The sequence below is a fragment of the Microbacterium sp. bgisy203 genome (genome assembly GCF_965345155.1).
Classification (GTDB): domain Bacteria; phylum Actinomycetota; class Actinomycetes; order Actinomycetales; family Microbacteriaceae; genus Microbacterium.
On record NZ_CBDRLZ010000001.1, the window covers coordinates 154,390 to 179,156 of the forward strand.

17 protein-coding genes and 1 pseudogene are annotated in these 24,767 nt (G+C 72.0%); 5 read left to right on the plus strand and 13 right to left on the minus strand.

The genetic code is table 11. From position 1 onward, the window contains the following. Positions 1-42: 42 nt before the first annotated feature. The 4 genes from ACRVYW_RS00715 to hrcA form a co-directional block, all read right to left on the minus strand. Complete coding sequence (locus ACRVYW_RS00715) at positions 43-390, minus strand: histidine triad nucleotide-binding protein (RefSeq protein WP_431800743.1); 348 nt, start codon at positions 388-390, stop codon at positions 43-45. Between the two features lie 71 nt (positions 391-461). Further along, entirely contained in the window at positions 462-1,208 is a 747-nt protein-coding gene (locus ACRVYW_RS00720; RefSeq protein WP_431800745.1) for a 16S rRNA (uracil(1498)-N(3))-methyltransferase, read from the minus strand. A gap of 14 nt (positions 1,209-1,222) precedes the next feature. Continuing rightward, positions 1,223-2,335 carry a molecular chaperone DnaJ gene (gene dnaJ / locus ACRVYW_RS00725; protein ID WP_431801710.1) on the minus strand — a complete coding sequence of 371 codons (1,113 nt, stop codon included), beginning with the start codon at positions 2,333-2,335 and terminating at the stop codon, positions 1,223-1,225. A gap of 52 nt (positions 2,336-2,387) precedes the next feature. After that, positions 2,388-3,425 (minus strand): heat-inducible transcriptional repressor HrcA, encoded by a 1,038-nt coding sequence (hrcA, locus tag ACRVYW_RS00730; RefSeq protein WP_431800747.1) that lies wholly within the window; start codon positions 3,423-3,425, stop codon positions 2,388-2,390. Between the two features lie 91 nt (positions 3,426-3,516). Between hrcA and ACRVYW_RS00735 the strand changes: the two are divergent. Then, positions 3,517-3,993 (plus strand): annotated as a pseudogene (locus ACRVYW_RS00735) (carboxylesterase family protein); the annotation flags it as partial. Between the two features lie 88 nt (positions 3,994-4,081). Then, on the plus strand, positions 4,082-4,954 hold the full coding sequence (locus tag ACRVYW_RS00740; protein WP_431800749.1) for a carboxylesterase family protein: 873 nt from the start codon (positions 4,082-4,084) through the stop codon (positions 4,952-4,954). Positions 4,955-4,993: 39 nt separating this feature from the next. On the opposite strand, the gene hemW is transcribed toward ACRVYW_RS00740, so the two are convergent. The 3 genes from hemW to lepA are packed head-to-tail and all read right to left on the minus strand — an operon-like array spanning position 4,994 to position 8,797. Beyond that, entirely contained in the window at positions 4,994-6,211 is a 1,218-nt protein-coding gene (gene hemW, locus ACRVYW_RS00745) for a radical SAM family heme chaperone HemW (RefSeq protein ID WP_431800751.1), read from the minus strand. Positions 6,212-6,242: 31 nt separating this feature from the next. Further along, the gene (locus ACRVYW_RS00750) at positions 6,243-6,893 is read right to left on the minus strand and encodes a DUF1990 family protein (RefSeq protein ID WP_431800753.1); all 651 of its coding nucleotides are present in this window, start codon (positions 6,891-6,893) and stop codon (positions 6,243-6,245) included. Between the two features lie 59 nt (positions 6,894-6,952). After that, complete coding sequence (lepA, locus tag ACRVYW_RS00755) at positions 6,953-8,797, minus strand: translation elongation factor 4 (RefSeq protein WP_431800755.1); 1,845 nt, start codon at positions 8,795-8,797, stop codon at positions 6,953-6,955. Positions 8,798-9,036: 239 nt separating this feature from the next. Between lepA and ACRVYW_RS00760 the strand changes: the two genes are divergently transcribed. Together ACRVYW_RS00760 and ACRVYW_RS00765 are read left to right on the plus strand one after the other, a co-directional pair. Further along, positions 9,037-13,800, plus strand: coding sequence for an ExeM/NucH family extracellular endonuclease (locus tag ACRVYW_RS00760; protein ID WP_431800757.1), 4,764 nt, complete (start codon positions 9,037-9,039; stop codon positions 13,798-13,800). A gap of 113 nt (positions 13,801-13,913) precedes the next feature. Then, the gene (locus ACRVYW_RS00765; RefSeq protein WP_431800759.1) at positions 13,914-14,639 is read left to right on the plus strand and encodes an alpha/beta fold hydrolase; all 726 of its coding nucleotides are present in this window, start codon (positions 13,914-13,916) and stop codon (positions 14,637-14,639) included. 25 nt (positions 14,640-14,664) lie between these two features. Here the strand turns inward: ACRVYW_RS00765 and ACRVYW_RS00770 are convergent, their stop codons facing one another. Then, entirely contained in the window at positions 14,665-15,918 is a 1,254-nt protein-coding gene (locus ACRVYW_RS00770) for an MFS transporter (protein ID WP_431800761.1), read from the minus strand. A gap of 256 nt (positions 15,919-16,174) precedes the next feature. Here ACRVYW_RS00770 and rpsT point away from each other — a divergent pair, with 256 nt between their 5' ends. Then, positions 16,175-16,435 (plus strand): 30S ribosomal protein S20, encoded by a 261-nt coding sequence (gene rpsT / locus ACRVYW_RS00775; RefSeq protein ID WP_431800763.1) that lies wholly within the window; start codon positions 16,175-16,177, stop codon positions 16,433-16,435. Between the two features lie 69 nt (positions 16,436-16,504). Here rpsT and holA read toward each other — a convergent pair whose 3' ends face one another. The 5 genes from holA to ACRVYW_RS00800 all read right to left on the minus strand — a co-directional run bounded on the left by holA (position 16,505) and on the right by ACRVYW_RS00800 (position 24,763). After that, on the minus strand, positions 16,505-17,560 hold the full coding sequence (holA, locus tag ACRVYW_RS00780) for a DNA polymerase III subunit delta (RefSeq protein ID WP_431800765.1): 1,056 nt from the start codon (positions 17,558-17,560) through the stop codon (positions 16,505-16,507). A 10-nt stretch (positions 17,561-17,570) separates the two neighbouring features. After that, complete coding sequence (locus ACRVYW_RS00785; protein ID WP_431800767.1) at positions 17,571-19,955, minus strand: ComEC/Rec2 family competence protein; 2,385 nt, start codon at positions 19,953-19,955, stop codon at positions 17,571-17,573. A 1-nt stretch (position 19,956) separates the two neighbouring features. Further along, positions 19,957-20,544 (minus strand): helix-hairpin-helix domain-containing protein, encoded by a 588-nt coding sequence (locus ACRVYW_RS00790; RefSeq protein WP_431801712.1) that lies wholly within the window; start codon positions 20,542-20,544, stop codon positions 19,957-19,959. Between the two features lie 212 nt (positions 20,545-20,756). Beyond that, on the minus strand, positions 20,757-23,342 hold the full coding sequence (leuS, locus tag ACRVYW_RS00795) for a leucine--tRNA ligase (RefSeq protein ID WP_431800769.1): 2,586 nt from the start codon (positions 23,340-23,342) through the stop codon (positions 20,757-20,759). A gap of 74 nt (positions 23,343-23,416) precedes the next feature. Next, positions 23,417-24,763 carry an anthranilate synthase component I family protein gene (locus tag ACRVYW_RS00800; protein ID WP_431800771.1) on the minus strand — a complete coding sequence of 449 codons (1,347 nt, stop codon included), beginning with the start codon at positions 24,761-24,763 and terminating at the stop codon, positions 23,417-23,419. Positions 24,764-24,767 lie beyond the last annotated feature (4 nt).

Genomic DNA, 24,767 nt, shown 5'->3' on the forward strand with positions numbered 1-24,767 from the left:
CGCTCGACGACCTCGGCGGTGTCGGGCCCGGTCTCGGGAGCGTCAGCCACCCAGGCTCCCTTCGGTAAGGCCGCCGGCGAGGACATGGGCGTGGACATGGAACACCGTCTGCCCGGCGCCCTCGCCCGTGTTGAACACGAGGCGGAAATCGCCGTCGCCGTACTCGGCGGCGACGGTGTTCGCGAGCCCGACCATCTCCGTGAGGAGCGCCGGGTCTCCCGCGGCGAGCTCGACGACGTTCCGGTACTGCGGGTCTTTCGGGATGACGAGCAAATGCACCGGCGCCTTGGGCGCGATGTCGCGGATCGCGAAGACGTTCTCGGTCTCGGCGATGATCTCAGAGGGGATCTCCCCCTCGAGGATCCGGGTGAAGATCGACGGCTCGCTCATGCCTCCCAGTCTATGGGCCGGTGCCCGGCCGGTGGCGGGGCACCCTCGCTCAGCGGGCTCCGGAGCGGCGGCTACCAGCGGCCGAGGCGGGCGTTCAGGAGTGCGAGCGCGGCGGGCCCTGCCGTCGAGGTGCGCAGGACGGTGTCGCCGAGGCGTACGAGCGTAGCGCCGGCATCCTGCAGCGCGTCGAGCTCCTCCGGGGTGATGCCACCCTCGGGGCCGACGACGAGCACGATGTCGCGCTCGACGTCGTCGAGGACCAGCGTGGACAGCGGGGTGGATGCCGTCGGCTCCAGCACCAGCAGGCGCGCGTCCGCGCGCCGCGCAAGCTGCGCTGACGTGACCGGCTCCGAGACGGCGGGAACCCACGCACGGTGGGCCTGCTTCGCCGCTTCGCGCACGATCTGCTGCCAGCGGGCGACGCCCTTGAGCGCCTTCTCGGCCGACCAGCGCGAGACGCTCCGCGATGCCTGCCACGGCACGACCTCGTCGACGCCGAGCTCCGTCGCCGCCTGGATCGCGAGCTCGTCGCGGTCGCCCTTCGCGAGCGCCTGCACGAGCACGAGCCGGGGGGACGCCGCGGACACGTCCCGGCGTGCGTCGACCCGGACCATGACGCGCTTCGGCGCGACCTCTGTCACCGCGCCGCTCAGCCAGACCCCACGGCCGTCGCCGACCGTGACCTCTTCGCCGACGCGCACGCGGCGGACGACGGCGGCGTGGTGCGCCTCGCCGCCCGACAGCTCGACGGTCGAACCGGCCACGGCGCCGGCGACATGCGCCGCCTGCGCATCGTCGACGAGGAAGTGCAGCGCCATGATGTCTTCCGGGGTCAGCCGCGGAAGCGGTCGCGGAGCTTCGAGAACAAGCCCTGGTGGAACTGGGCCAGCTGCGGCGCGGGCGCCTTCGTCTTCTTCGCGAAGTCCTCGATGAGGGCGCGCGACTTGGCATCCAGCTTCGTGGGCGTCACGACCTGCACGCCGACCCGCAGGTCGCCGCGGTTGCCGCCGCGCAGCGGGGTGATGCCGCGACCCTTGATCGTGAGCACGTCGCCCGACTGCACACCCGCGCGTACCTCGAGGTCGACTTCGCCGTCGAGCGACGAGATGGTCGTCGCGGCGCCGAGGATCGCGTCGGGCATCGAGACCTCGAGCGTTGCGAGCAGGTCATCGCCGTCGCGGCTGAAGACGTCGTCGTGGGCGACGGTGATCTCGAGGTACAGGTCGCCGTTCGGACCGCCGGCGGGGCCGACCTCGCCCGAGCCGGGCAGCTGCAGGCGCAGCCCCGTCTCGACGCCGCCGGGGATGTCGACCGACACGGTGCGGCGTGCCCGCACGCGGCCCTGCCCCTGGCACGTCGCGCAGGGGTACGGGATCGTCGTGCCGTAACCCTGGCACGTCGTGCACAGCTGCGAGGTGACGACGTTGCCGAGGAGACTCCGGACCGTGCGCTGGACCTGGCCCGAGCCGTGGCAGATGTCGCACGTCACCGGCTGGGTGCCCGGCTGGCAGCACGAGCCCTCGCACGTCTCGCAGAGCACCGCGGTGTCGACCTCGATGTCGCGGTGCGTGCCGAAGACGACGTCCTTCAGGTCCAACGTGACGCGCACCAAGGCATCCTGGCCCCGCTCGCGTCGCGAGCGCGGACGGCCCTGGCGTGAGCCGCCCCCTCCGAAGAACGTCTCGAAGATGTCGCCGAACCCGCCGAAGCCCGCTGCGCCTGCGCCGCCGAACGGCGACCCGTCGCCGCCGATATCATAGCGCTGACGCTGCTCGGGGTCGCTGAGGACGTCGTAGGCGTGGGTGACGAGCTTGAAGCGCTCGGATGCGTCCGCGCCGGGATTCACGTCGGGGTGGAGTTCGCGTGCGAGACGCCGGTACGCCTTCTTGATCTCTTCGGGGCTCGCATCGCGCGAGACGCCGAGTACTTCGTAGTGGTCGGCCACGATCGCCTTTCCTGCCCCGGAGGGCACGATGGGTGTCTGTCGGGCGCGCCTGTCAGCGGGACGTGTCGTCCTCGTCGAGCAGGCGGCTCAGATAATGCGCGACGGCGCGGACCGCCGCGAGGTTGGTGGGATAGTCCATGCGGGTGGGGCCGAGCAGACCCACGCGCGAGCGGGTCCCGGCGCCGTCGTAGTCACTCGTCACGACGGATGCCTCAACGAGCCCGAACGGCGCGTTCTCGCGCCCGATCGACGCGGCGAGCCCCTGCTCGTCGGCGACCATCTCCCCCATGAGGCGAAGCAGGGTCACCTGCTCCTCGATGGCCTCCAGCAGCGGGTAGATGCTGCCGCGGAAGTCGCCCTCACGCTTGGCGAGGGTCGCGCTTCCGGCCATCACGAGCTTGTCCTGGCGGAAGTCGTCGAGCTCCTCCGCGACGATGCGGGCAACGGTGCGCACCGCCTCGTCGACGCGCGTGTGCGCGGGCGCCGAGGCCGTCAGGTCGGCGATCGCCTGCGCCGCGTCGGCGACGGGCTTGCCGGTGACGAGAGCGGCGATGGATGCCTTGACCTGCGCGACCTCCTCGGCATCCAGCTCGCCCTGTAAGAACGCGACGCGCTGTGAGACGCGCCCCGTGTCGGTGACGACGATCACGACGACGCGCGTGCCGCCCAGGTGCACGAACTCGACGTGCGACACGCTCGCGCGCGCGACCGACGGGTACTGCACGATCGCGACCTGGCCCGTCAGCTGCGTGAGCGCGCGGACGGTGCGGGTGAGCAGGTCGTCGAGGTCGACCGCCTCGGTGAGGAACGTCGAGATCGCGGCGCGCTGCCCGCCCGAGAGGGGACGGAGCTCGGCGAGGTGATCGACGAAGACGCGGTAGCCCTTGTCGGTCGGGACGCGCCCGGACGAGGTGTGCGGGGCGGCGATCAGCTCTTCGTCCTCGAGGAGGGCCATGTCGTTGCGGATCGTGGCGGCGGACACCCCGAACTGATGGCGATCGACGATCGCCTTGCTGCCGACCGGTTCGTTCGTGTCGACGTAGTCCTGCACGATCGCGCGGAGGACGCGCAGGCCGCGTTCCGAGACCATCGCTTCCTCCTCTGCACACGTGACAGGCGCCGATCTGGCACTCCAGGTGTTCGAGTGCCAATCCTAGCGCGAGCACCCTAGGATGAGCCGCATGCGCGCCGATGCCTCCCCTCGCCCTGTCGTCACGACCACCCGAGGCGACGTCGTCGGCACCACCTCCGACGGCATCGACCGCTACCTCGGCATCCCTTACGCCCTCCCGCCGTTCGGTGAGCGCCGCTTCGCCCCGCCGGTGGCTCCCCCGGCGTGGACCGAGGCGCGGGATGCCTCGGCCCACGCCGCAACCGCGCCGCAGGATCCGTACTTCGGCGCGATCGGCGAGCTGCTCGGCTCCGTCGAGATCGCGGGCGATGACATCCTGACCGTCGGCGTCTGGACCCCGTCGGGAGCGGCGCCGGGCTCGCTGCCCGTCTTCGTCTGGTACCACGGCGGGGCGCTCGAACGCGGCAGTGCGGCGCTGCCGGCGTACGACGGGACGACCTTCGCCCGCGACGGGCTTGTCTACGTCTCGGTGAACCATCGCGTCGGGGCGGAGGGTTTCTCCGTGCTCGAGGGCGCTCCACGCAACCTGGGTCTGTCCGACGCCGCTGCGGGCCTCGAATGGGTTCGGCGCGAGATCGCCGCGTTCGGGGGGCGACCCGGAGCGCATCACGATCGTGGGCGAGTCGGCGGGCGGATCGCTCGTCGCGGCGCTCCTCGCGCGCCCCGACACGGCCGACATCCCGGTCGGCGCGATCATCGAATCGGGGCCGCTGGAGGCACAGCCCGCCGAGCGTGCGGGCCGTGTGACCCGTGCGATGGCGAAGGCACTGGGCGTGCCGCCGACCCGAGACGCGTTCGCCGCGCTGTCGCCGCGTGACCTGCTCGACGCGCGCCGCCGCCTCGCGGAGGGATCCTCGCCGCTGTCGGGGACACCGGGCTACGCGCTCGCCCTCGACCCGGACAGCCTTCCCGTCTCGCCCGATCAGGCCCTGCGCACGCTCGGGATCCCTCTCGTGATCGGCACGAACACAGACGAGTACCGACTGTGGTTCACGCCCGCGCAGCTGGTTGCCATCAGCCCGTTCCGGCTCGCGCTCGCGCGCCTGGCGGCACGTGTGCCGCGCGCGGCGGTGCGCGCGTACCGCGACGCTCTGCCGGGTGCGAGTGCGGGCGAGATCCTGGGCCAGATCGTGACGGACCGCGTGCTGCGGGGGCCGGCGGTCGCGGTCGCATCCGCCCGCAGCGCGCCCACCTACGTGTACGAGTTCGCGTGGCGGAGCCCCGTGCGGGAGCTGCGGGCCGCGCACGCGATCGAGATCGGATTCGTGTTCGATCGGGTCGAGGCCTCCGACTGGCAGCAGATCGTCGGTCCCGGCGCTCCGCGTGAGCTCGCGGCCCGCATGCACGCCGACTGGGTGAGGTTCGTCGCCTCGGGAGGGCCGGGCTGGCCGCGCTTCTCGCCCGACCGTGTGACCCGGATCTACGATGTGCCCGTGCAGGACGAGCCGCTGCGCCGCGCGGCCGCGCTCGACGCGCTCGCGAGCTGACGCCCGACGCTTCTCAGGCCGGCTGACGCCCGACGCTTCTCAGGCCGTGAGGGCGCGGACGACGGCATCGGCCAGCAGCCGACCGCGCCGCGTGAGGATGACGCGCCCGCGGAGCGCCGCGGGCCCCTCGATCAGGCCGTCCGCGATGAGGGATGCCACGGCGTGGCGGCCCTCGCCCTGCAGCTCCGAGACCGGCAGCCCCTCCGCGATGCGCGAACGCAGCAGCACGCTCTCGAGCCGGCGCGCGCTCTCATCAGGGCGCTCACGCGCCGCGGCGGGCGAGTCCCCCGAGGCGAGGCGCTGCGCGTACGCCGCGGGATGCTTGACGTTCCACCAGCGCAGGCCCGCGACGTGGCTGTGCGCTCCGGGTCCGTAGCCCCACCAGTCCGTGCCGCGCCAATACGCGAGGTTGTGCCGCGATCGCTGTGCGGGCGAGGTCGCCCAGTTCGACACCTCGTACCAGTCGAAGCCCGCGGCGGCGAGGGCCTCGTCCACCAGCTCGTACATGTCGGCCTGCAGGTCGTCGTCGGGCCCCGGCACCTCGCCGCGGCGGATCTGGCGGGCGAGCTGCGTGCCCTCCTCGACGATGAGCGCATACGCCGAGATGTGGTCGGGGCCGAGGGCGACGGCGGTCTGCACCGACGCCTCCCAATCGGCGAGCGACTCCCCCGGTGCCCCGTAGATGAGGTCGACGCTCACGGCGAGGCCGGCCGCGCGCGCCGCGGCGACCGCGACGGCGACGTTCGCGGGGTCGTGTGTGCGATCGAGCGTGTGCAGCACGTGCGGCACGGCCGACTGCATCCCGATCGAGAGGCGCGTGACCCCGGCATCCGCCAGCCGCTCCGCGAGCTCACGCGTCACGGTGTCGGGGTTCGCCTCGACCGTGACCTCGGCATCCGGCGTGAGTCCGAACGTGTCGCGGACGCCGGCGAGCATGCGCGCGAGATCATCGCCGGGAAGGAGCGTGGGCGTCCCGCCGCCGAAGAAGACGGTGGATGCCGGGCGCAGCGGCCCCCTCGCGCCGAGCACGTTCTCGGACAGGGCGATCTCGCGCAGCACCTCGTCGGCGTATGCGTCCTGTCGGGCGCCGCGGAGCTCGGAGGCCGTATACGTGTTGAAGTCGCAGTAGCCGCATCGCACGCGGCAGAACGGCACGTGCAGGTAGACGCCGAAGTCGGTCGACGCGTCGACGGCGATGTCGTCGGGGAGCGCGCCGTCGACGGGCGCCGGGTCGCCGAGCGGGAGGGCGGATCCCATCAGGATGTCGCCGACATCGTGACCGGCCCGCTCACGAGCCGGTGGCGAACAGCGGCGAGATCGCCCGCAGGTATCCCTGGAACAGCTCGCGGCGACGACGCTTCACCAGCGGCGGGACGAGGCGGTAGAGGAAGGCGGTCGGCCGGTCGAAGGCGCGCACGACGAAGCGGACCTCGTCGCTCTCGTCCCACTCGATCGTGAAGGACTCCTCGCCGCTGACGACCGAGCCGCCGACGGTGCCCAGGGCGAACCCCACGCGCCGGGCCTCCTCCGTCGCGGAGATGACGCGCAGCTCGCCGTCGGCGTTCATGCCCTTGACGCGGCCGCGCACGCGGATGGTGGTGCCGGCGGCGACGTACGGGGTGCCGTCGGCGTCGAAGCGCTGATCGGCCTCGAGGCGCGACGGAGCAACCGGCGCGCCCTCGGCGTCGAAGCCCACACCGGAGTACATGGGTCCGGCGGCCGGACGCACGTCGGTGATCTGCAGACCCGCGCCGCGGAGCGCGCCCCACGACAGCAGCGCGTCGGCGGACGACTCGAAGCGCGCCTGACCGCTGCCGATCCGCCACGAGGCCTCCGCGGGGATGCTCCGTTCGGGCGGGTAGCTCATGAGGTCGTGGGCGTGCGTGGCACCCACGGCGGCGTAGTCGACCGTGTCTTCCTGGAAGTTCCCGCGGCGCATGTGCACCTCCCGTCGCGTTCTCTCGGGCCGCCTGTCACCGGGCGGCCCATGTCTGAAGGCTACTTCTTGGTCTCGACGTCTCCCGACAGGGCGGCGATGAACGCCTCCTGCGGAACCTCGACGCGGCCCACCATCTTCATGCGCTTCTTGCCCTCCTTCTGCTTCTCGAGGAGCTTGCGCTTGCGGGTGATGTCACCGCCGTAGCACTTGGCGAGCACGTCCTTGCGGATCGCCCGGATGTTCTCGCGCGCAATGATCCGCGCTCCGATCGCGGCTTGGATCGGCACTTCGAACTGCTGGCGCGGAATGAGCTTGCGCAGGCGCTCGGTCATGAGCGTGCCGTAGGCGTAGGCCTTCTCGCGGTGGACGATCGACGAGAAGGCATCCACCTTCTCGCCCTGCAGCAGGATGTCGACCTTGACGAGGTCGGCCTCCTGCGAACCGGCGGGTTCGTAGTCCAGCGAGGCGTAGCCCTGCGTCTTCGACTTCAGCTGGTCGAAGAAGTCGAAGACGATCTCGCCGAGCGGCATGTTGTACCGCAGCTCCACGCGGTCCTCGGAGAGGTAGTCCATGCCGAGGAGCGTGCCGCGGCGCGACTGGCAGAGCTCCATCACGGTGCCGACGTAGTCCTTCGGCAGCAGGATGCCGACCTTCACGACCGGCTCGGAGACGGAGGCGACGCGGCCGTCGGGGTACTCGCTGGGATTCGTGACGACGACGGTGTCGCCCGTGTCGGTCGTGACCTCGTACGTCACCGACGGCGCGGTCGTGATGAGGTCGAGGCCGAACTCGCGCGCGAGGCGCTCGGTGATGATCTCGAGGTGGAGGAGCCCGAGGAAGCCGGCGCGGAACCCGAAGCCGAGGGCGACGGAGGTCTCGGGCTCGTACTGCAGCGAGGCATCCGACAGCTTCAGCTTGTCGAGCGCTTCGCGAAGGTCCGCGTAGTCGCTGCCGTCGATCGGGTAGATGCCCGAGAACACCATGGGCTTCGGGTCGGTGTACCCGGGGAGCGCTTCGGCGGCCGGCTTGCGCTGATTCGTGATCGTGTCGCCGACCTTCGACTGGCGGACGTCCTTCACACCCGTGATGAGGTAGCCCACCTCACCGACGCCGAGCCCCTTCGTCGGGACGGGCTCCGGGCTCGACACCCCGATCTCCAGGAGGTCGTGGGTCGCGCGCGTCGACATCATCTGGATGCGCTCGCGCGGCTCGAGCTTGCCGTCGACCATGCGGACGTAGGTGACGACACCGCGGTACGCGTCGTACACGGAGTCGAAGATCATGGCGCGGGCGGGCGCCGACGCATCGCCGGTCGGCGCGGGGATCTGCTCTACGATCCGGTCGAGCAGCTCTTCGACGCCGACGCCGGTCTTGCCCGAGACGCGCAGCACGTCGTCGGGCGACCCGCCGATGAGGTTGGCGAGCTCGGCGGCGTACTTCTCCGGGTCGGCGGCCGGCAGATCGATCTTGTTCAGGACCGGAATGATCTGGAGGTCGTTCTCCAGCGCCAGGTACAGGTTCGCGAGGGTCTGCGCTTCGATCCCTTGCGCGGCGTCCACCAGCAGGATCGCACCTTCGCACGCCGCGAGCGAGCGCGACACCTCGTAGGTGAAGTCGACGTGTCCGGGCGTGTCGATCATGTTGAGCGCGTATGTGCCCGCGCCTGCGGACCACGGCATCCGGACCGCCTGCGACTTGATCGTGATGCCGCGCTCGCGCTCGATGTCCATGCGGTCGAGGTACTGCGCCCTCATGTCGCGATCCGAGACCACGCCGGTGATCTGCAGCATGCGGTCGGCCAGGGTCGATTTGCCGTGGTCGATGTGGGCGATGATGCAGAAGTTGCGGATCAGCTCAGGAGGGGTCGCAGACGGCTCGAGAGGCTTCAGGGCGCGCGGTGACATGTCGCAGGCAAGTCTACCGGCGCACGGGTGGTGCGAACGGCGGATGCCGCGGGCTCGCGCGACGCGGCGCGAACCATAACCGGCATCCGGCGGGACACGCCAGAGATCGCTCCGATGAGAAAGAGTTAACCGATCTGACACTTGCCAGGGCGCCGGGCGACGAAGAATGCTCAATCTGGCGACCGTCCTCTGCGCGATTCCCCCAGCCGCGCGCGGTCGTCACCGGAGAGACGATCGTGATGCCCGAGCACCCCGTTCCACCTGCCCTGCCCGAATCCACCCCCCGCCGCCGTTCGCGCAGCGCCCTCGCCGTGACGGCGGCGTTCGCGACCGCGTTCGCCGGCGCCGTCGTCGCCCCGACGGCCGCTGTCGCCGCCGTCGGTCCCGACGCGCCCGTCGTGATCTCCGAGGTCTACGGAGGAGGCGGCAACGCCGGCGGCGCGTTCAACCGTGACTTCGTCGAGCTCGCGAACGTCTCCGACGCGCCTGTCGATCTCTCGGCGTACAGCGTGCAGTATGCCTCGGCAACCGGAAGCGCGTGGCAGGTCACTCCGCTCACGGGCATCACCGTCCCTGCCGGCGGACAGGTGCTCGTCGGGCAGGCCACCGGTGCCGACACGACCCAGCCCGGCTTCACCGCCGACGTCGAGGGCTCGATTCCGATGTCGGGCTCCCAGGGCAAGGTCGCGCTCGTCTCCGACGCGACTGCGCTGAGCGGGGCGTCCGGCATCGCCGCCCTCCCCCAGGTCGTCGACCTCGTCGGCTGGGGCGGCGCGACGCACTTCGCCGGGGCCGCGGCGGCGCCCTCCACCGCCAACGGCACGAGCGTTGCCCGCTCCGCGTCCTTCGCGAACACCGGGGACAACCGTGCGGACTTCACCGTCGGCGCTCCGACGCCGACCGGCCTCACCGCGCCGCCCGTCGACCCGACCGACCCGCCGGTCGACCCCACCGATCCGCCCGTCGACCCCGCGATCGTCGCGATCTCCGACATCCAGGGCACCGGGGATGCGTCGCCGCTCGTCGGCCAGACCGTCACCACCGAGGGCGTCGTGACGGCGCACTACCCGACGGGCGGTTTCCAGGGCTACGTCATCCAGACGCCGGGAACCGGCGGTGCGCTCGACCTCGCCACGCACACGGCGTCGCAGGCGATCTTCGTCTACGCCCCGAACGCGACGGGCGAGGTCGCGCTCGGCGACACCGTCCGTGTCACCGGCGCCGTGTCGGAGTACTACGGCCTCACCCAGATCACCGCAGCGCCCGGCGCCGCGACACGGATCGACGCGCAGGCCGCGCCGACGCCGGCATCGGTCGGGTGGCCCGCGGATGCCGCGCAGCGCGAGAGCCTCGAGTCGATGCTCGTCGCCCCGCAGGGAGACTTCACCGTCTCGAACACGTACGCGACCAACCAGTACGGCGAGGTCGGTCTCGCTTCGGGGACGACCCCGCTGCGTCAGCCCACCGACGCCGGACGCCCGGGCTCGCCGGAGGGCGCGGCCGTCACAGCCGACAATGCGGCGCGCGGCGTCACTCTCGACGACGGTACGAGCATCAACTACCTCAGCGCCGCGAACAGCGCTCTGACGCCCGCGTACGTCTCGCTCACCGAGCCGGTCGTGGTCGGCGCCTCGGTCACCTTCACCGACCCGGTGATCGTGGACTGGCGCAACAACGCGTGGAAGCTCAACGCCACCACCCCGCTCTCCGGTGACGGGACGGGCACCGACGGCGTCGCCTTCGCGAACCCGCGCACCGCGGCTCCCGCCGAGGTCGGCGGCGACGTGCGGCTGGCGTCGTTCAACGTCCTGAACTACTTCACCACGCTCGGCACCGACTCGGCCTCCTGCGTCGCCTACAAGGATCGCTTCGGCGACGGCGTCACGGTGCGCGAGGGCTGCGACCAGCGCGGCGCCTGGGACAGCGCAGACCTCACGCGTCAGCAGGACAAGATCGTAGCGGCTATCAACGCCCTCGACGCCGACGTCGTCGGCCTCATGGAGATCGAGAACTCCGCCGCCCTCGGCGAGACTCCCGACGAGGCGACCGCCACGCTCGTCGACGCGCTCAACGCCGCCGCCGCCGGCTCCACCGTCTGGGCGTACGTCCCCTCCTCGAGCGAGCTGCCCGCGGCATCCGAGCAGGACGTCATCACGAACGCGATCATCTACCGCACCGCGGCCGTCGAGCGTGTGGGCGACTCCCGTGCCCTCGGCGACCAGAGCGGCACGGGCGAGGCGTTCGTCAACGCACGCGAGCCGATCGGCCAGGTGTTCACCGCGAAGGAGGGCGGCGACCCGTTCCTCTTCGTCGTGAACCACTTCAAGTCGAAGGGCTCGGCAGGCCCCTGGCCGGGCGACGCCGACGCGGGCGACGGCCAGGGCTCGTCCAACGAGTCGCGCGTGCGTCAGGCGACCGCTCTTCGCGACTGGGTCGCGCAGATCCAGGGCGACGTCGACACCGTCGCGCTCGCGGGCGACTTCAACTCCTACACGCAGGAGGACCCGCTCCAGGTGCTCTACGACGCCGGCTACGTCGACGCGGCGCAGGCCTTCGAGGTCGACACGTCGTCGTACAGCTTCTCGGGCCTGTCGGGCTCGCTCGACCACATCCTGCTCAGCGGCGCCGCGAAGGACCGCGCGACGGGCGCCGACATCTGGAACATCAACTCCGGTGAGTCGGTCGCCCTCGAGTACAGCCGCTTCCGCAGCCACGGCACGGAGTTCTACGCCCCGGATGCCTACCGCTCGAGCGACCACGACCCCGTGCTCGTCGGCCTGTCGGCCGAGGCGGCACCGGTCGAGCTGACGTTGCTCGGGATCAACGACTTCCACGGGCGCATCGACGGCAACACCGTCGCGTTCGCGGGCACGGTCGAGCAGCAGCGCGCCGCGGCTTCCGGACCGACGCTGTTCCTCTCTGCGGGTGACAACATCGGCGCCTCGCTGTTCGCGTCGTCGGTCGCGAAGGACCAGCCGACGATCGACGTCCTGAACGCCCTCGGGCTGCAGGCGACCGCCGTCGGCAACCACGAGTTCGACCGCGGCTTCGACGACCTCGCCGGTCGTGTGACCGATGCCTCCGACTACCCGCAGCTCGGCGCGAACGTGTACCTGAAGGGCACGACGACGCCGGCGCTCCCCGAGTATGCGCTGGTGGATGCCGGATCCCTCACGGTCGGCGTCGTCGGCGCCGTCACCGAGGAGACCCCGACGCTCGTCTCCCCCGCCGGTGTGGAGTCCCTCGACTTCGGCGACCCGGTCGACGCGGTCAACCGCGTCGCCGGCCAGCTCACCGACGGGGACCCCTCCAACGGCGAGGCCGACGTCATCGTCGCGCTCTACCACGAGGGCGCCGGCGCGGGCACGCCCGACGGCGCCACCCTCGAGGAGGAGCTCGCCGCCGGCGGTGCGTTCGCGAAGCTCGTGAACGAGACCGCTCCGGAGGTCGCCGCCATCTTCACCGGGCACACCCACAAGGAGTACGCCTGGTCTGCGCCCGTCCCGGGCACGGACCGCACACGACCGGTCGTCCAGACCGGCTCGTACGGTGCGAACCTCGGCAAGATCACGCTGTCGATCGACGGCGCGACCGGTGAGGTCACCGCGCACACCGAGGAGATCGTCAAGCGCACCACGACGCCGACCGCGGAGCTCATCGCGACATACCCGAAGGTCGCCGCGGTCGATGCGATCGTCAAGCAGGCCCTCGCCGCCGCGGCGGAGGTCGGCAACACGGCGATCGGAGAGGTCGCCGCCGACATCACGACGGCCTTCTCCGGAGGATCGTTCGTCGACGGCGTCTGGACCGGCGGCACGCGCGACGACCGTGCGAGCGAGTCGGCCCTCGCCGGCGAGGTCGGCAACATGCTGCGCGACAGCCTGTCGACCCTGCCGAACGGTGCCGACATCGGTGTGACGAACCCCGGCGGTCTCCGCGCGGAGCTCTGGGACACGCAGGCCGAGTTCGGCGCGGCCGCGGTTCCGGGCCTCCCCGACGGGACGGTCTCGTTCTCGCAGGCGAACGCGGTGCTGCCGTTCAACAACACGCTGGCGCTCGTGAGCCTCACCGGCGCGCAGTTCACCACGATGCTCGAGCAGCAGTGGCAGCGTGCCGCCGACGGCACCGTGCCGCAGCGTCCGTACCTGCAGCTCGGCCTCTCCGACAACGTCACCTACACCTTCGACGCGACGCTCCCCGAGGGGCAGCGCATCACGTCGGTGACGATCGACGGCGAGCCGCTCGACCCGCAGGCCACCTACCGGATCGGCACGTTCTCGTTCCTCGCGACCGGCGGCGACAACTTCCGGATCTTCACGGAGGGCACGGACTACGTCGACACGGGTCTGCTCGACTATGAGGCGTGGATGGACTACATCGCCGACGGTTCGCCGCTCACCCCCGACTTCGCCAAGAAGGGCTTGGAGGTGACGGGCGTGCCCGAGACGGTCACCGCCGGTGAGAGCGTCACGTTCCAGGTGGGACGCCTGGACATGACGAGCCGCGGCGCCCCGCAGAACACCTCGCTGCAGGTGTCTCTCGGCGACACGGCGCTGGGCGAGGTTCCGGTCACCGCCGGTGCCGCGACGGTCACGGTCACCCTTCCGGCGGGCCTGCCCGCGGGCGCCGCCACGCTGACGCTCACGGCGCCGGCGTCGGGGACGGTCGTGCAGGTTCCGCTGGAGGTCGAGGCCGCGGTCCCCGCCGTCACGACCACCACCCGCCTGATCGCGCTGCCCCCCGTGCACATCAACCGCCTCCTGCCGGCGACGCTCCTGGCGACCGTCCAGCAGAGCGACGGTGCCCGCGCTCAGGGCGTGGTCGAGTTCCGCGAGGGCGACAGGCTCGTCGCCACGGTGCCGGTGCGTCGCGGGATCGCGGCGTACACGCTGGGGCGACTGGATCGCGGCACGCACGCTTACACGGCGACGTTCGTGCCGGCAGACTCCGACCTCGTGTCGGCCTCGAGCAGCGACCCGGTCCGGGTGCGGGTCCTGTTCTGAGCGACGTGCGGTGCGGTCGTCGGGCGTCTCCTCGGCGATCGCACCGCACGTGTTCGTGCGCACACACCCGCCGCGGTCGCACGGCACGGCGGTGGGATGCCTAGGCTGACACCGTGACGACGACGGTGGTGATGGTGCACGGCATCCGCACATCCGCGTCTATGTGGCGCTCGCAGGTCGCACACCTGCACGAGCGCGGCGTGCGCACGGTCGCGCTCGACCTGCCGGGGCACGGGACGCGGATGGACGAGACGTTCACCCTCGACGGAGCCTTCGCGACCATCGACGCCGCCGTGCGTGCCGCCGCCGAGGAGGGTCGCGTCCTCCTCGTCGGGCACTCGATGGGCGGGCTCCTTTCGATCGACTACGTGGGAGCGGAGGACCGCCCGCCGGTGGATGCCTTCATCGCGGCATCCTGCACGGCCATCCCCCGCGGGATCGGGCTCGCGACCTACCGGGCGCTCGCGCGCGGGTTCAACCGCCTCCCGGGGCGGGGCTCCCTGATCTCCGAGTGGGTGCTCGACCGGACGCTCCCCACCGAGACGCGGGACGACTTCGGGGCCGGCGGATACGCCTACGACATGCAGGATGTCGCGCTGCGGAGCCTGTCGGTGCTCGACCTGCTCGCAGCGCTTCGCCGTATCGACGTGCCGACGTGGTTCATCAACGGCCAGTACGACCAGCTGCGTGTGAACGAGAAGCTGTTCGTGTCGCTCGTGCCGCACTCCGAGCTCGTCGTCGTTCCGCGCACGACCCATCTCGTGACGGCCATGCGCCCCCAGGTCTTCAATGCGCTCCTCGACCTCGCACTCGCGACGATGGATGCCGACGCGGGCTGACCTGCGCCGACGCGTCCCGTCCGGCTCAGTGCGCCGTGCCGGGCGGCGCGGGGTCGCGGACGGCGAGGGTCATCGCTCCCCCGATGAGAGACAGCACCCCGCCGACGGTGAACAGCAGCGAGAACCCGCCGACCGCCGCGACGAGTGCGGCGCCGATGAGCGGGCCGAGCAGCTGCCCGAGGGCGGCGGCGGTGTTCACCAGACCGAGGTCGCGGGCACTGTCCTCCGGAAAGGGCAGGAGGTCGGTCGCAAGCGCGAGACCGACCGACATGTACGCGCCGTAGCCGGCGCCGAGGAGCCCCGCCGCGACGAGGGCGACCTCGAACGTCGGCACCGCCGCGAGCAGCAGCGACGCCGCACCCTGCACGGCGGCCGCCGTCACCGTCACCGCGACGCGGTGGCCGCGCCGATCGGACAGACGCCCCGCGAGCGTCGCCGCCACGACGACCAGCACCGTGTAGACGACGATCAGGAGCAGCAGATCGTCCTCCGCACCCGCCGCCGGGCGGTGCAGTCCGTAGAGGAGGAAGAACAGGAGGAGTGACGTCCCGAGCGCGTTGCCGACGTTCACCACGAGGCGTCCCCACAGAAGCCACGCGAAGTCGCGGTCGCGGAACGCGGCGAGTCGGTCGCGTGTGCGGTGCACGGCGCGCGCCGACGCAGACGCGGCCGGGGCGGGCGGATCGGGCAGCCACACGGCCGCGGCGACGCCGCACGCGAGGAGGATGCCCGCGAGAAGGAGATAGCCGGCCGTGACACCGAGCCCGAGCAACACCACGACGCCCACACCGACCACGATGCCGAGCGCCTGCGTCGAGGCGACGGCGCCCGACGCGGCGCCGCGCTGATCGGTGAGCTGGTCGGCGATCAGCGCGGTGAACGCGGCCGATGCCACGGCGACGCCCACCGACACGCCCACCCACGCGGCTCCCACCGGCCACGGGCCTGCGGCGACCGCGAGGCCGGCGAGGGAGAGCGCGCCGAGCACGACGCCGCCGAGCGCCCACGGTCGGCGGCGCCCGAACGGTCCGCGGGTGCGGTCGCTCATGGCCCCGGCCAGCGGCGCCGCGATGACGCCGGCGAGTCCTCCCGTCGCGAGGACGAGACCGGACGAGACGATGCCCGAGATCCACCCGGCGGCGTCCTCCGGGCTGTCGAGCTGGAGGGGGATCAGCAGCTGGAGGGGCGTCAGCTGCGCCATCCACAGTGCGAGCCAGGCCAGCGAGAAGAGGGTGAACCACCGGGCGCCGGCCCGGAGGGGGGTGGTGGATGCGGACACGCGGGCTCCTCGGTAGCCTCGGTCGCCGCCCGCCCCTCCGCGGGCGGGACGCCGTGCTGATCCGATCATGGACCACCCCGGTGCGGGGAATCGGTATTGAGGGAGCGGTACGCGGGCGATTGGGGGCGACGTGGACCGACCTGGTAGAGTCGGTGATTGGCTTGCGTATGGGTCCCACCTCGTACGCGCCGGAGGCGCCCCTCTACCGCCAGTCCGGCACATCCATCGAAAACTCCGAACGAAAGAGCCGTCGAACGTGGCGAACATCAAGTCGCAGATCAAGCGCAACAAGACCAACGAGAAGGCGCACGAGCGCAACAAGGCCGTCAAGAGCGAGCTGAAGACCGAGGTGCGTCGCACCCGCGAGGCCGTCGCCGCCGGCGACAGGGCCGCCGCCGAGAAGGCGCTCGCCAAGGCGACCAAGAAGCTCGACAAGGCCGTGAGCAAGGGCGTCATCCACGAGAACCAGGCCGCGAACCGCAAGTCGGCCATCGCGAAGCAGGTCGCCGCTCTCTGAGCCGCACGCAGTGAAGAGCCCGTCCCCGGTGGGGGCGGGCTCTTTTCGCGTCGCGCGGGATGCCGGACGTCAGGCGCCGTAGGGGGCGCGCGTCGCGATGACGGTGACGAGACGTTCGACGGCGAACACGGGGTCGCGCGAAGCGCCCTTCACCTCGGCATCCGCCCGCGCCGCCGCCTGGATCGCGGTGCCCAGTGAGGCCTCGTTCCAGCCCGAGAGGTCGCGGCGGGCACGGTCGACCTGCCAGTCCTTCATGCCGAGGCGAGCGGCCAGCGCACCGGCGGGCTCGCGCGACCCGGCCACGCGCGCCATCGTGCGGAGCTTCGAGGCGATGGCCGCGACCAGCGGCACCGGGTCGGCGCCGCTCGCGAGGGCGTGCCGGAGGGCGACGAGGGCGTCGCCGTAGCGCCCGGCGATCGCCGTGTCGGCGACGGTGAACGCCGAGGTCTCGACGCGGCCCCCGTAATACCGCTCGACGACCTGCTCGGTGATGTCGCCGGGCACATCGGCGATCAGCTGCTGGCACGCGGCGGCAAGCTCCGTGAGGTCGTCGGTGAACGCGCCGACGAGGGCGCGGAGGGCGACCGGGGCGATGCGCTTGTGCGCCGCCTGGAACTCCCCCGCCGCGAAGTCGAAGCGGTCGGAGTCGCGCTTGACGGCCGGGCAGGCGATCTCGACGCCGCCGCCGGTTCCCGCGCGGATCGCGTCGAGGAGCTTCTTCCCGCGGACGCTCGCGCCGGTGTGCCGGAGGACCACGGTCGCCCCGTCCTGCGGTGCGTCGAGGTAGGCGAGAGCCTCGGTGAGGAAGGCGTCGGAGCACTTCTCGACGCCCGAGACACGGACAAGCCGCGGCTCGCCGAACAGCGAGGGAGAGGTGAGGGCGAGGAGCGTGCCCGAGGTGTAGTCGTCGGCGCGGAGGTCGGAGACTTCGAGGCTCGCATCCTCGGCGCGAAGGAACTCGCGGATGCCCGCGGTCGCGCGTTCGGCGCAGACCTCCTCCGGACCCGACACGAGCACGATCGGGGCGGGCTGCGGCGCCCGCCAGGAGATCTGCGGGATGACCGACGCGGTCCGCGACGACCCTGAAGACCCTCTGGAGGCTCCTCGGCGCGGCGCGGGTGTCATGGCATCCAGCCTATCCGTCGGGACCGACATCGCCCCCGGTCGGCGGGCCTTCGGGAACACCGCCGGCGGCCGGCGCGCGCTGCCGCCAGAGGCGCAGTCCGTCGTCGTCCCGCCAGACGAGGATCGCGCCGTCCTGGTCGGTGCGCTCGACACGGGCGCCGACCGCGACCAGCGTCGCGATGATCTCCGCCCGCGGGTGGCCGTAGTCGTTCTCGCCCACGGTGATGAGCCCGACCGCGGGTCGGAGTCGCTGGTACAGGGCGGAGTCCTGGTCGGCGCTGCCATGATGGGCCACCTTCACGACGTCGTAGCCGCTGCGCAGCACGCTCGAGGCACGGAGCGACTGCTGGGCGGTGGCCGACAGGTCGCCGAGGTAGAGCGAGGTCGGCACTCCCCCGCCGGTGACCTCGACCACGACGCTCGCGTCGTTGCCGGGCGGTGCGCCCGCCCGAGGCCACAGTGCGCGCCACCGCGCATCGCCGAGGTCGCCGCTCACTCCACTCGTCACCTCCTGGAGCTGCGCGCCCTCCGTCGCGAGCCGGTCAAGCAGAGCGACGTCGTCCGCCGTGCCGGCCGGGCCGTGCAGCACGGTTCCGACGCGCCCGACGACCGCGTCGACACCCCCGCGGTGATCGAGGTCGAAGTGGGTCAGGACGAGCAGGTCGATCTGCGGGATGCCGAGGAGGTCGAGACACCTCGTCAGCAGTGCAGGGTCGGGCCCCGTGTCGATGAGCGCCACCCCTCCGGCCGACTGGACGAGCACCGCATCTCCCTGACCCACGTCGCACGCCGCGATCGCCCAGCCGGTCGGCATCCTCGACCGATCCGTCACGTCGGCGACGGGGCCGAGGGCGAGGGCGACACCGAGCGCTCCCGCAAGGACCCAGGCTCCCGCGACCCGCACGCTCGCGCGGGCGGGGACGAGCCACGCCGCGAGGGCAGCGCCGACCACCGCGAGGGCGACGAACCCGCCGAGACCCTCCGGCCACGGCACGACGCTGCCCGGGAGGTCGGCGAAGGTCGACGCGGTGCCCGCGATCCACGCGGCGGGGAGCCAGGCGAGGGCGGCGAGTCCCGCGCCGAGGTACGGAATGCCGGCGCCCAGGCACGCGGCGAGCCCGATGATCGTCCCGAGCGGCGCCGCGGGAGCCGCCAGCATGTTCGCCACGACCCCGTAGACCGACAGTTGCGGCGAGATGAGGACGATGAGCGGCCCGCACGCGAGCTGTGCGGCGAGCGGCACGGAGACGGCGAGGGCGAGCGGCTGCGGCATCCATCTCGCCAGCCCGTCCGCGAGCGGCCCCGCGCCGACGAGCAACGCGCCCGTCGCGGCGACCGACAGCGCGAAGCCGAGCGAGAGCGCGAGCCACGGGTCGGCGACGAGGAGGACGACCACCGCCGTCGTGAGGAGCGACAGCCCCGCTCCCGGCCGGCCGAGGAGGATGCCGAGCATTGCGATCGCGGCCATGGTCGCCGCCCGCACGACGCTCGGCTCGGGTGAGACGAGCAGGACGAACGCCGCGAGGGCGCCGATCCCGCACGCGACCCGCACGCCGCGTCGCGCGCGGCACAGCGCGGCGAGGCCGAACGCGCCCGCCACCACGAGCGCGCAGTTCGCCCCCGACACCGCCGTGAGGTGCGAGAGCGACGAGGCCTTCATCGCGGCATCCAACTCGGGTGAGACGCCCGCCGTGTCGCCGACCGCGAGTCCCGCCACCAGGCCCGCACCGGGCGCCGGAAGCCCCGCGGTGACGTCGTGCAGACCGTGCCGGAGCGCGGATGCCGCCGCGAGTGGCCCCGCTGCCGGCGCGAGGACCTGGGCGTCGCCCACCGCGTCGACGACGAGCACGGCGCGCTGACCGGACTCCGTCCGCCACGCGGTGCCCGTCACGCGCACCCGCGCACCGAGATCGAGGCCCGCGGGCACGTCGGCCAGGCGCAGGACTACCGGCACGCCGCCTCCGGGGAACGCGGTGGCGCCGGCGCGGTCGTGGCCGCGCTGCACCCGCTCCACGAGCGCGTCGACGCGCCACCCCGTCGCGCTCGGCTCGATCTTGCCGACGGCTGTCGCCTCGACCGTCAGCGAGCGACCTCCGTCGATCTCGAGGGCGGCCGCGGCGGCGCGCGCCGGGTGCGCGAGCGCGACGTGCGTGACCGCGCCCGCGGCGACGGCGAGGGCCACGGCGAGGAGCGCGACGACGGTGCGGCCTGGGTCGCGCACGCGCACCGCTACGACGAGCGCGACGACGGTAGACGCCCAGAGCGCCGTGGCGGCGACACCGGCGCCCTCGGGGTGGAGGATCGCGAGGCTCGCGGCGACCCATGCCGCTGCGGCGACCGGCACGAGCCGTGCGTCGCGGCGGCGGAGACGTCGCAGGCTGGGCCGGGCCGGCACGTCACACCGTCACGAGATCGCGGAGGGAGGCGAGCATCTTCTCGCCGATCCCCGGGACCGACAGGAGGTCGTCGACGCTCGTGAACCGACCGTTCTCCTCGCGCCACTGGATGATGCGTTCGGCGATCGCCGGTCCCACGCGCGGCAGGGTGTCGAGGTCCGCGACGTCGGCGGTGTTGAGGTTCACACGCCCGTCCGACGCGATCGCGCCTCCCGCTCCCGCAGAGCCATCCGCGGGCGCCGCGCCGACGACCGGCACCTGCAGCTGCTCGCCGTCGGTCACCCGCCGTGCGAGGTTGATCGCGGTCTCGTCGGCATCGTCGGTCAGGCCGCCGGCCGCCGCGACGACGTCGATGACGCGGGCGCCGTCCTCGAGTCGGTAGAGACCGGGTTCGGCGACGGCCCCGAACACGTGGACGTAGATCGCCGGAAGCTCGGCGGAGCCGGTCGCCACGACGACGCTGCCGCCGTCGGCATCCGGCGCCTCGCCCGCCCGCACGATGCCGATGACCACCGAGACCACCGCCGCCGCGAGGACGAGGACGATCGCGGCTCCCACACCAAGGCGCCGTCGCGCGGGCCGATCCAGCGCGGCGGCGTCCTGAACGGTTCTGTCCGGCGCAGCCGTGTGCTGAGCAGCGGAGTCGGAGGGTGCGGATGCCACCCGCCCACCCTCACAGCACACCGCTTCCCGCGGTCGACGATTGGTCCGATCGGTGGACGGATGCCGAAATCAGCCGCCTGTGGAGGAGCCGATGACGCCCTCCGCGCCGGACCCGGTCGGGCCCGGCGCCGCGCGTCTCACGCGGTGGTGAAGCTCACGACCTTCGGTGCCCGGACGACCGCGCGCGCGATCTCGCGCCCGGCGAGCGAGCGGACGACCTTCTCGTCGGTGCGGGCGAGCGCTTCGAGCTCCTCCGGCGAGATCCGCGCGGGCACGGTGAGCGTGCCGCGCACCTTGCCGTCGATCTGGACGACCGCGGTCACCGAATCCTCCACGAGGAGGGTCGGGTCGGGCTGACGCCACGTCACCAGGCCGACGAACGGCTCGTAGCCGAGGCGTTCCCACATCTCCTCGGCGGTGTGCGGCGCGAACAGATCGAGGATCATCGCGAGCGCCTCGGCCGCCTCGCGGACGGCGGGGTCGCCCGCTCCGGGGCCGGAGTCGATGGTCTTCCGGATCGCGTTCACGAGCTCCATGAGGCGGGCGATGACGACGTTGAACTTCGTCTGCTCGATGAGGCCGGGAACGTCCGCCCACAGGCGGTGCGTGACACGGCGCAGCGCCGTGTCGCCCTCGGCCCAGACCACGTCGGGCGACGAGGAGACCTCGCTCGCGATGCGGAGGGCACGCGCGAGGAACTTCTGGGCGCCGGTCGTCGAGACGTCCTCCCAGTTGATGTCGTCTTCCACGGGGCCGGCGAAGACGATCGCGACGCGGCTCGCGTCGGCGCCGGGGTCGACCATGCTCGAGGCGAACTCGACGAGGTTGCCCTTGCTCTTGGACATCTTCGATCCGCCGAGCAGGACCATGCCCTGGTTGATGAGCGACGAGAACGGCTCGGTGAAGTCGATCATCCCGATGTCGAAGAGGAACTTCGTGATGAACCGCGCGTAGAGCAGGTGCAGGATCGCGTGCTCGACGCCCCCGATGTACGAATCGACGGGCGCCCACCGCGCCGCCTCGCGCTGCGAGAACGGCTCGCTCGCGTCGTTCGGCGAGAGGAAGCGCAGGAAGTACCACGAGCTGTCGACGAACGTGTCCATCGTGTCGGGGTCGCGGAGCGCGGGCTCGCCCGTCTCGGGGTCGACCGTCTGCATCCACTCGGTCGCCCCGCCGAGCGGCGAGGTGCCCTTGGGCTTCAGGTCGAGGCCGCGCGCGTCGGGCAGAACGAGCGGGAGCTGGTCGTCGGGCACCGGGACGATTCGTCCGTCCTCGGTGTGGATCATCGGGATCGGCGTACCCCAGAACCGCTGGCGCGAGATCAGCCAGTCGCGCAGGCGGTAGGTCTTCGCGGCGCGGCCGTTTCCGGATGCCTCGAGCTCCTCGACGGCCCGGGTGATGGCGTTGCGCTTGCTCAGGCCGTCGAGCGAACCCGAGTTGATCATGCGGCCGTCGCCCGTGAGCGCGATGCCCGTGCGCGCGGGGTCGACGTCGTCGAGCTGCGGACCCGGATCGATCGGCACGCCCTCGTCGTCGAGCTCGATGACGGGGATCGCGCCGGTGACGGGCGCCGTCGTGTCGACGACGATCCTGACGGGCAGGTCGAACGCGCGCGCGAAGTCGAGGTCGCGCTGGTCGTGGGCGGGGACGGCCATGACGGCGCCGTGGCCGTAGTCGGCGAGGACGTAGTCGGCGGCCCAGATCGGCAGGCGCTCCCCATTGATCGGATTGATCGCGAACCGGTCGAGGAAGACGCCGGTCTTGGGACGGTCGGTGGTCTGCCGTTCGATCTCGCTCGTCTTCTGCACGGTGTCGAGGTAGTCCTGGAAGCGCATCCGCACGTCGGCCGATGCTCCGGCCGCGAGCTCCGCCGCGAGGTCGGAGTCGGGCGCGACGACCATGAAGGTCGCGCCGTGCAGGGTGTCGGGGCGCGTCGAGAAGACGGTGACCTTCTCGCCGCGGCCCTCGATCTCGAAATCGATGTCGGCGCCGACCGAACGCCCGATCCAGTTGCGCTGCATCTGCAGCACCTTGTGCGGCCAGAAGCCCTCGAGCTGGTTCAGATCGTCGAGCAGGCGGTCCGCGTAGTCGGTGATCTTGAAGTACCACTGGGTGAGCTTCTTCTTCACGACGACCGCGCCACTGCGCTCCGACGTGCCGTCGGGCAGGACCTGCTCGTTGGCGAGGACGGTCTGGTCGACCGGATCCCAGTTCACGACGCCGTCCTTGCGGTACGCGAGGCCCTTCTCGTAGAGCTTCTGGAACAGCCACTGGTTCCACCGGTAGTACTCCGGGTCGCTCGTGTGGAGCACGCGGCTCCAGTCGTACGACGAGCCGAACTCGCGGAAGCTCTTCTTGTGCCGGTCGATGTTCGCGTACGTCCACTCGCGCGGGTCCGACCCGGCCCCACTCTTGATGGCGGCGTTCTCGGCGGGAAGGCCGAAGCTGTCCCACCCGATGGGGTTCAGCACGTTGTACCCGCGGTGCCGCCAGAAGCGCGCCACGACGTCGACGTAGGCGTAGTTCTCGGCGTGGCCCATGTGGAGGTCGCCGGACGGGTACGGGAACATCCCGAGCACGTACTTGCGGGGGCGGGTGTCGTCGTCGCCGCCCGCGCGGAACGGGTCCTGTTCGGCCCAGAGGCGCTGCCACTTCTCCTGAATGGCGTGCGTGTCCGGCGCGCCGCTGTCAGCGGCGGGGGCGGTGTCGACGGTGCTGCTCATGCGAAGGGAAAGCCAATCGTGCGGGTTCGGGAAGACGCGAGAACGCGTCTATCAATGCTACCGGAACGGCCGTTTCACCCGCCGTCGACGCCGAGCCAGGCGGCGGGGAGCCGTGCGCCGAGGGAGGCGAGCGGGCCGCGCGCCTTGAGCGCGACCTCGGCGACCTCGTCGTCGGCATCCGAGAGCCACGTGATGCCACCGCCGGCGCCGACATACGCGCCGGCGGGGTGCACGACGATCGAGCGGATCGTCATCGCGAGATCGAGCGCGCCGTGTGCGCCCACCCAGCCGAAGCACCCGGCGTACACGCCGCGGGGCCCGCCCTCGAGGCGGTGGAGGATCGTCATCGCGGAGAGCTTGGGCGCCCCCGTCATGCTGCCGGCGGGAAAGGCGGCGTCGAAGAGGTCGGCGAGACGGATGCCCGGCAGCAGCCGCCCCGCGACGGTGCTGACGAGCTGGTGCACGGCGGGATACGACTCGACCTCGAGCAGCCGCTCCGCCGCGACGGAGCCCGGCGCGCAGACCCGTTGCAGATCGTTGCGCATGAGGTCGACGATCATGACGTTCTCGGCGCGCTCCTTCTCGGATGCGGCGAGGTCGCGCGCCAGCGCGGCATCCGTCTCCGGGTCCGCGCCGCGCGGCCGGGTGCCCTTGATCGGGCGGGTGCGGACGATCCCACCCGTGACCTGCAGGAACTGCTCCGGGCTCGCGCTGAGCAGGGAGTGTGAGCCGATGCGGAGGATGCCGCCGTGGTGGGCGGGCAGCGCCGCCCGCAGGCGCAGGTAGGTGTCGACGGCGTCGAACGGCTCGTCGGATGCCGCGACGTCGAACCGCGTCGTGAGACACAGCTGGTAGGCATCCCCCGCACGGATCGCCGCCCGGCACTGCGCGATGAGAGCCGCGTACTGCCCCGGGTCGTGTCGGGCGTGCGCGTCACGCCGCCGGGCGGCCGGCGCCGGGTGCGGGCCGGCGGCCCGTGACGCGTGCGAGGCGGCGGCCTCGCTCCAGCGCCGGAGGTCCGCCGCGGCATCCGTCATCTCCGACTCCGGGGCGATCAGCCACGCCTCGCGCGCGCCGTGATCGAAAGCGATGAGCCGCGAGACGGCGAGAGCGGCGCTGTCCGGTGCCGTCGGGTCGTCATCTGCGGGTGCACCCGCCCGCCGCGCGCCGCCGTCGTAGCCCGCCCAGCCCACCCATCCGCCGCCGAACCCGCCGGGGACGCGGGTGTGCGGGTCGTCGTCGAGGAGGACGTCTCCCGGCCACCCGGCGACGCGATCACCGACACCCATCCAGCTCCACCCCGTCGTGGCGGCGGGCCCGGCGTCGAGCCAGAAAGCGTGCTCTTCGCGCGCCGGCCCGGCGAGGAACAGCGCCTCGGGATCGACCCACGCGACGCGCTCGAAGATGGGCGGGACAGTCACAGGT

What these genes read in the sequence shown, in the direction of transcription:
- leuS (WP_431800769.1), bottom strand. Translation starts at nt 23,342, where the DNA reads ATGAGCAGCACCGTCGACACCGCCCCCGCCGCTGACAGCGGCGCGCCG.
- hemW (WP_431800751.1), bottom strand. Translation starts at nt 6,211, where the DNA reads ATGGGATCCGCCCTCCCGCTCGGCGACCCGGCGCCCGTCGACGGCGCG.
- ACRVYW_RS00715 (WP_431800743.1), bottom strand. Translation starts at nt 390, where the DNA reads ATGAGCGAGCCGTCGATCTTCACCCGGATCCTCGAGGGGGAGATCCCC.
- ACRVYW_RS00760 (WP_431800757.1), top strand. Translation starts at nt 9,037, where the DNA reads ATGCCCGAGCACCCCGTTCCACCTGCCCTGCCCGAATCCACCCCCCGC.
- holA (WP_431800765.1), bottom strand. Translation starts at nt 17,560, where the DNA reads ATGACACCCGCGCCGCGCCGAGGAGCCTCCAGAGGGTCTTCAGGGTCG.
- ACRVYW_RS00750 (WP_431800753.1), bottom strand. Translation starts at nt 6,893, where the DNA reads ATGCGCCGCGGGAACTTCCAGGAAGACACGGTCGACTACGCCGCCGTG.
- hrcA (WP_431800747.1), bottom strand. Translation starts at nt 3,425, where the DNA reads ATGGTCTCGGAACGCGGCCTGCGCGTCCTCCGCGCGATCGTGCAGGAC.
- ACRVYW_RS00720 (WP_431800745.1), bottom strand. Translation starts at nt 1,208, where the DNA reads ATGGCGCTGCACTTCCTCGTCGACGATGCGCAGGCGGCGCATGTCGCC.
- lepA (WP_431800755.1), bottom strand. Translation starts at nt 8,797, where the DNA reads ATGTCACCGCGCGCCCTGAAGCCTCTCGAGCCGTCTGCGACCCCTCCT.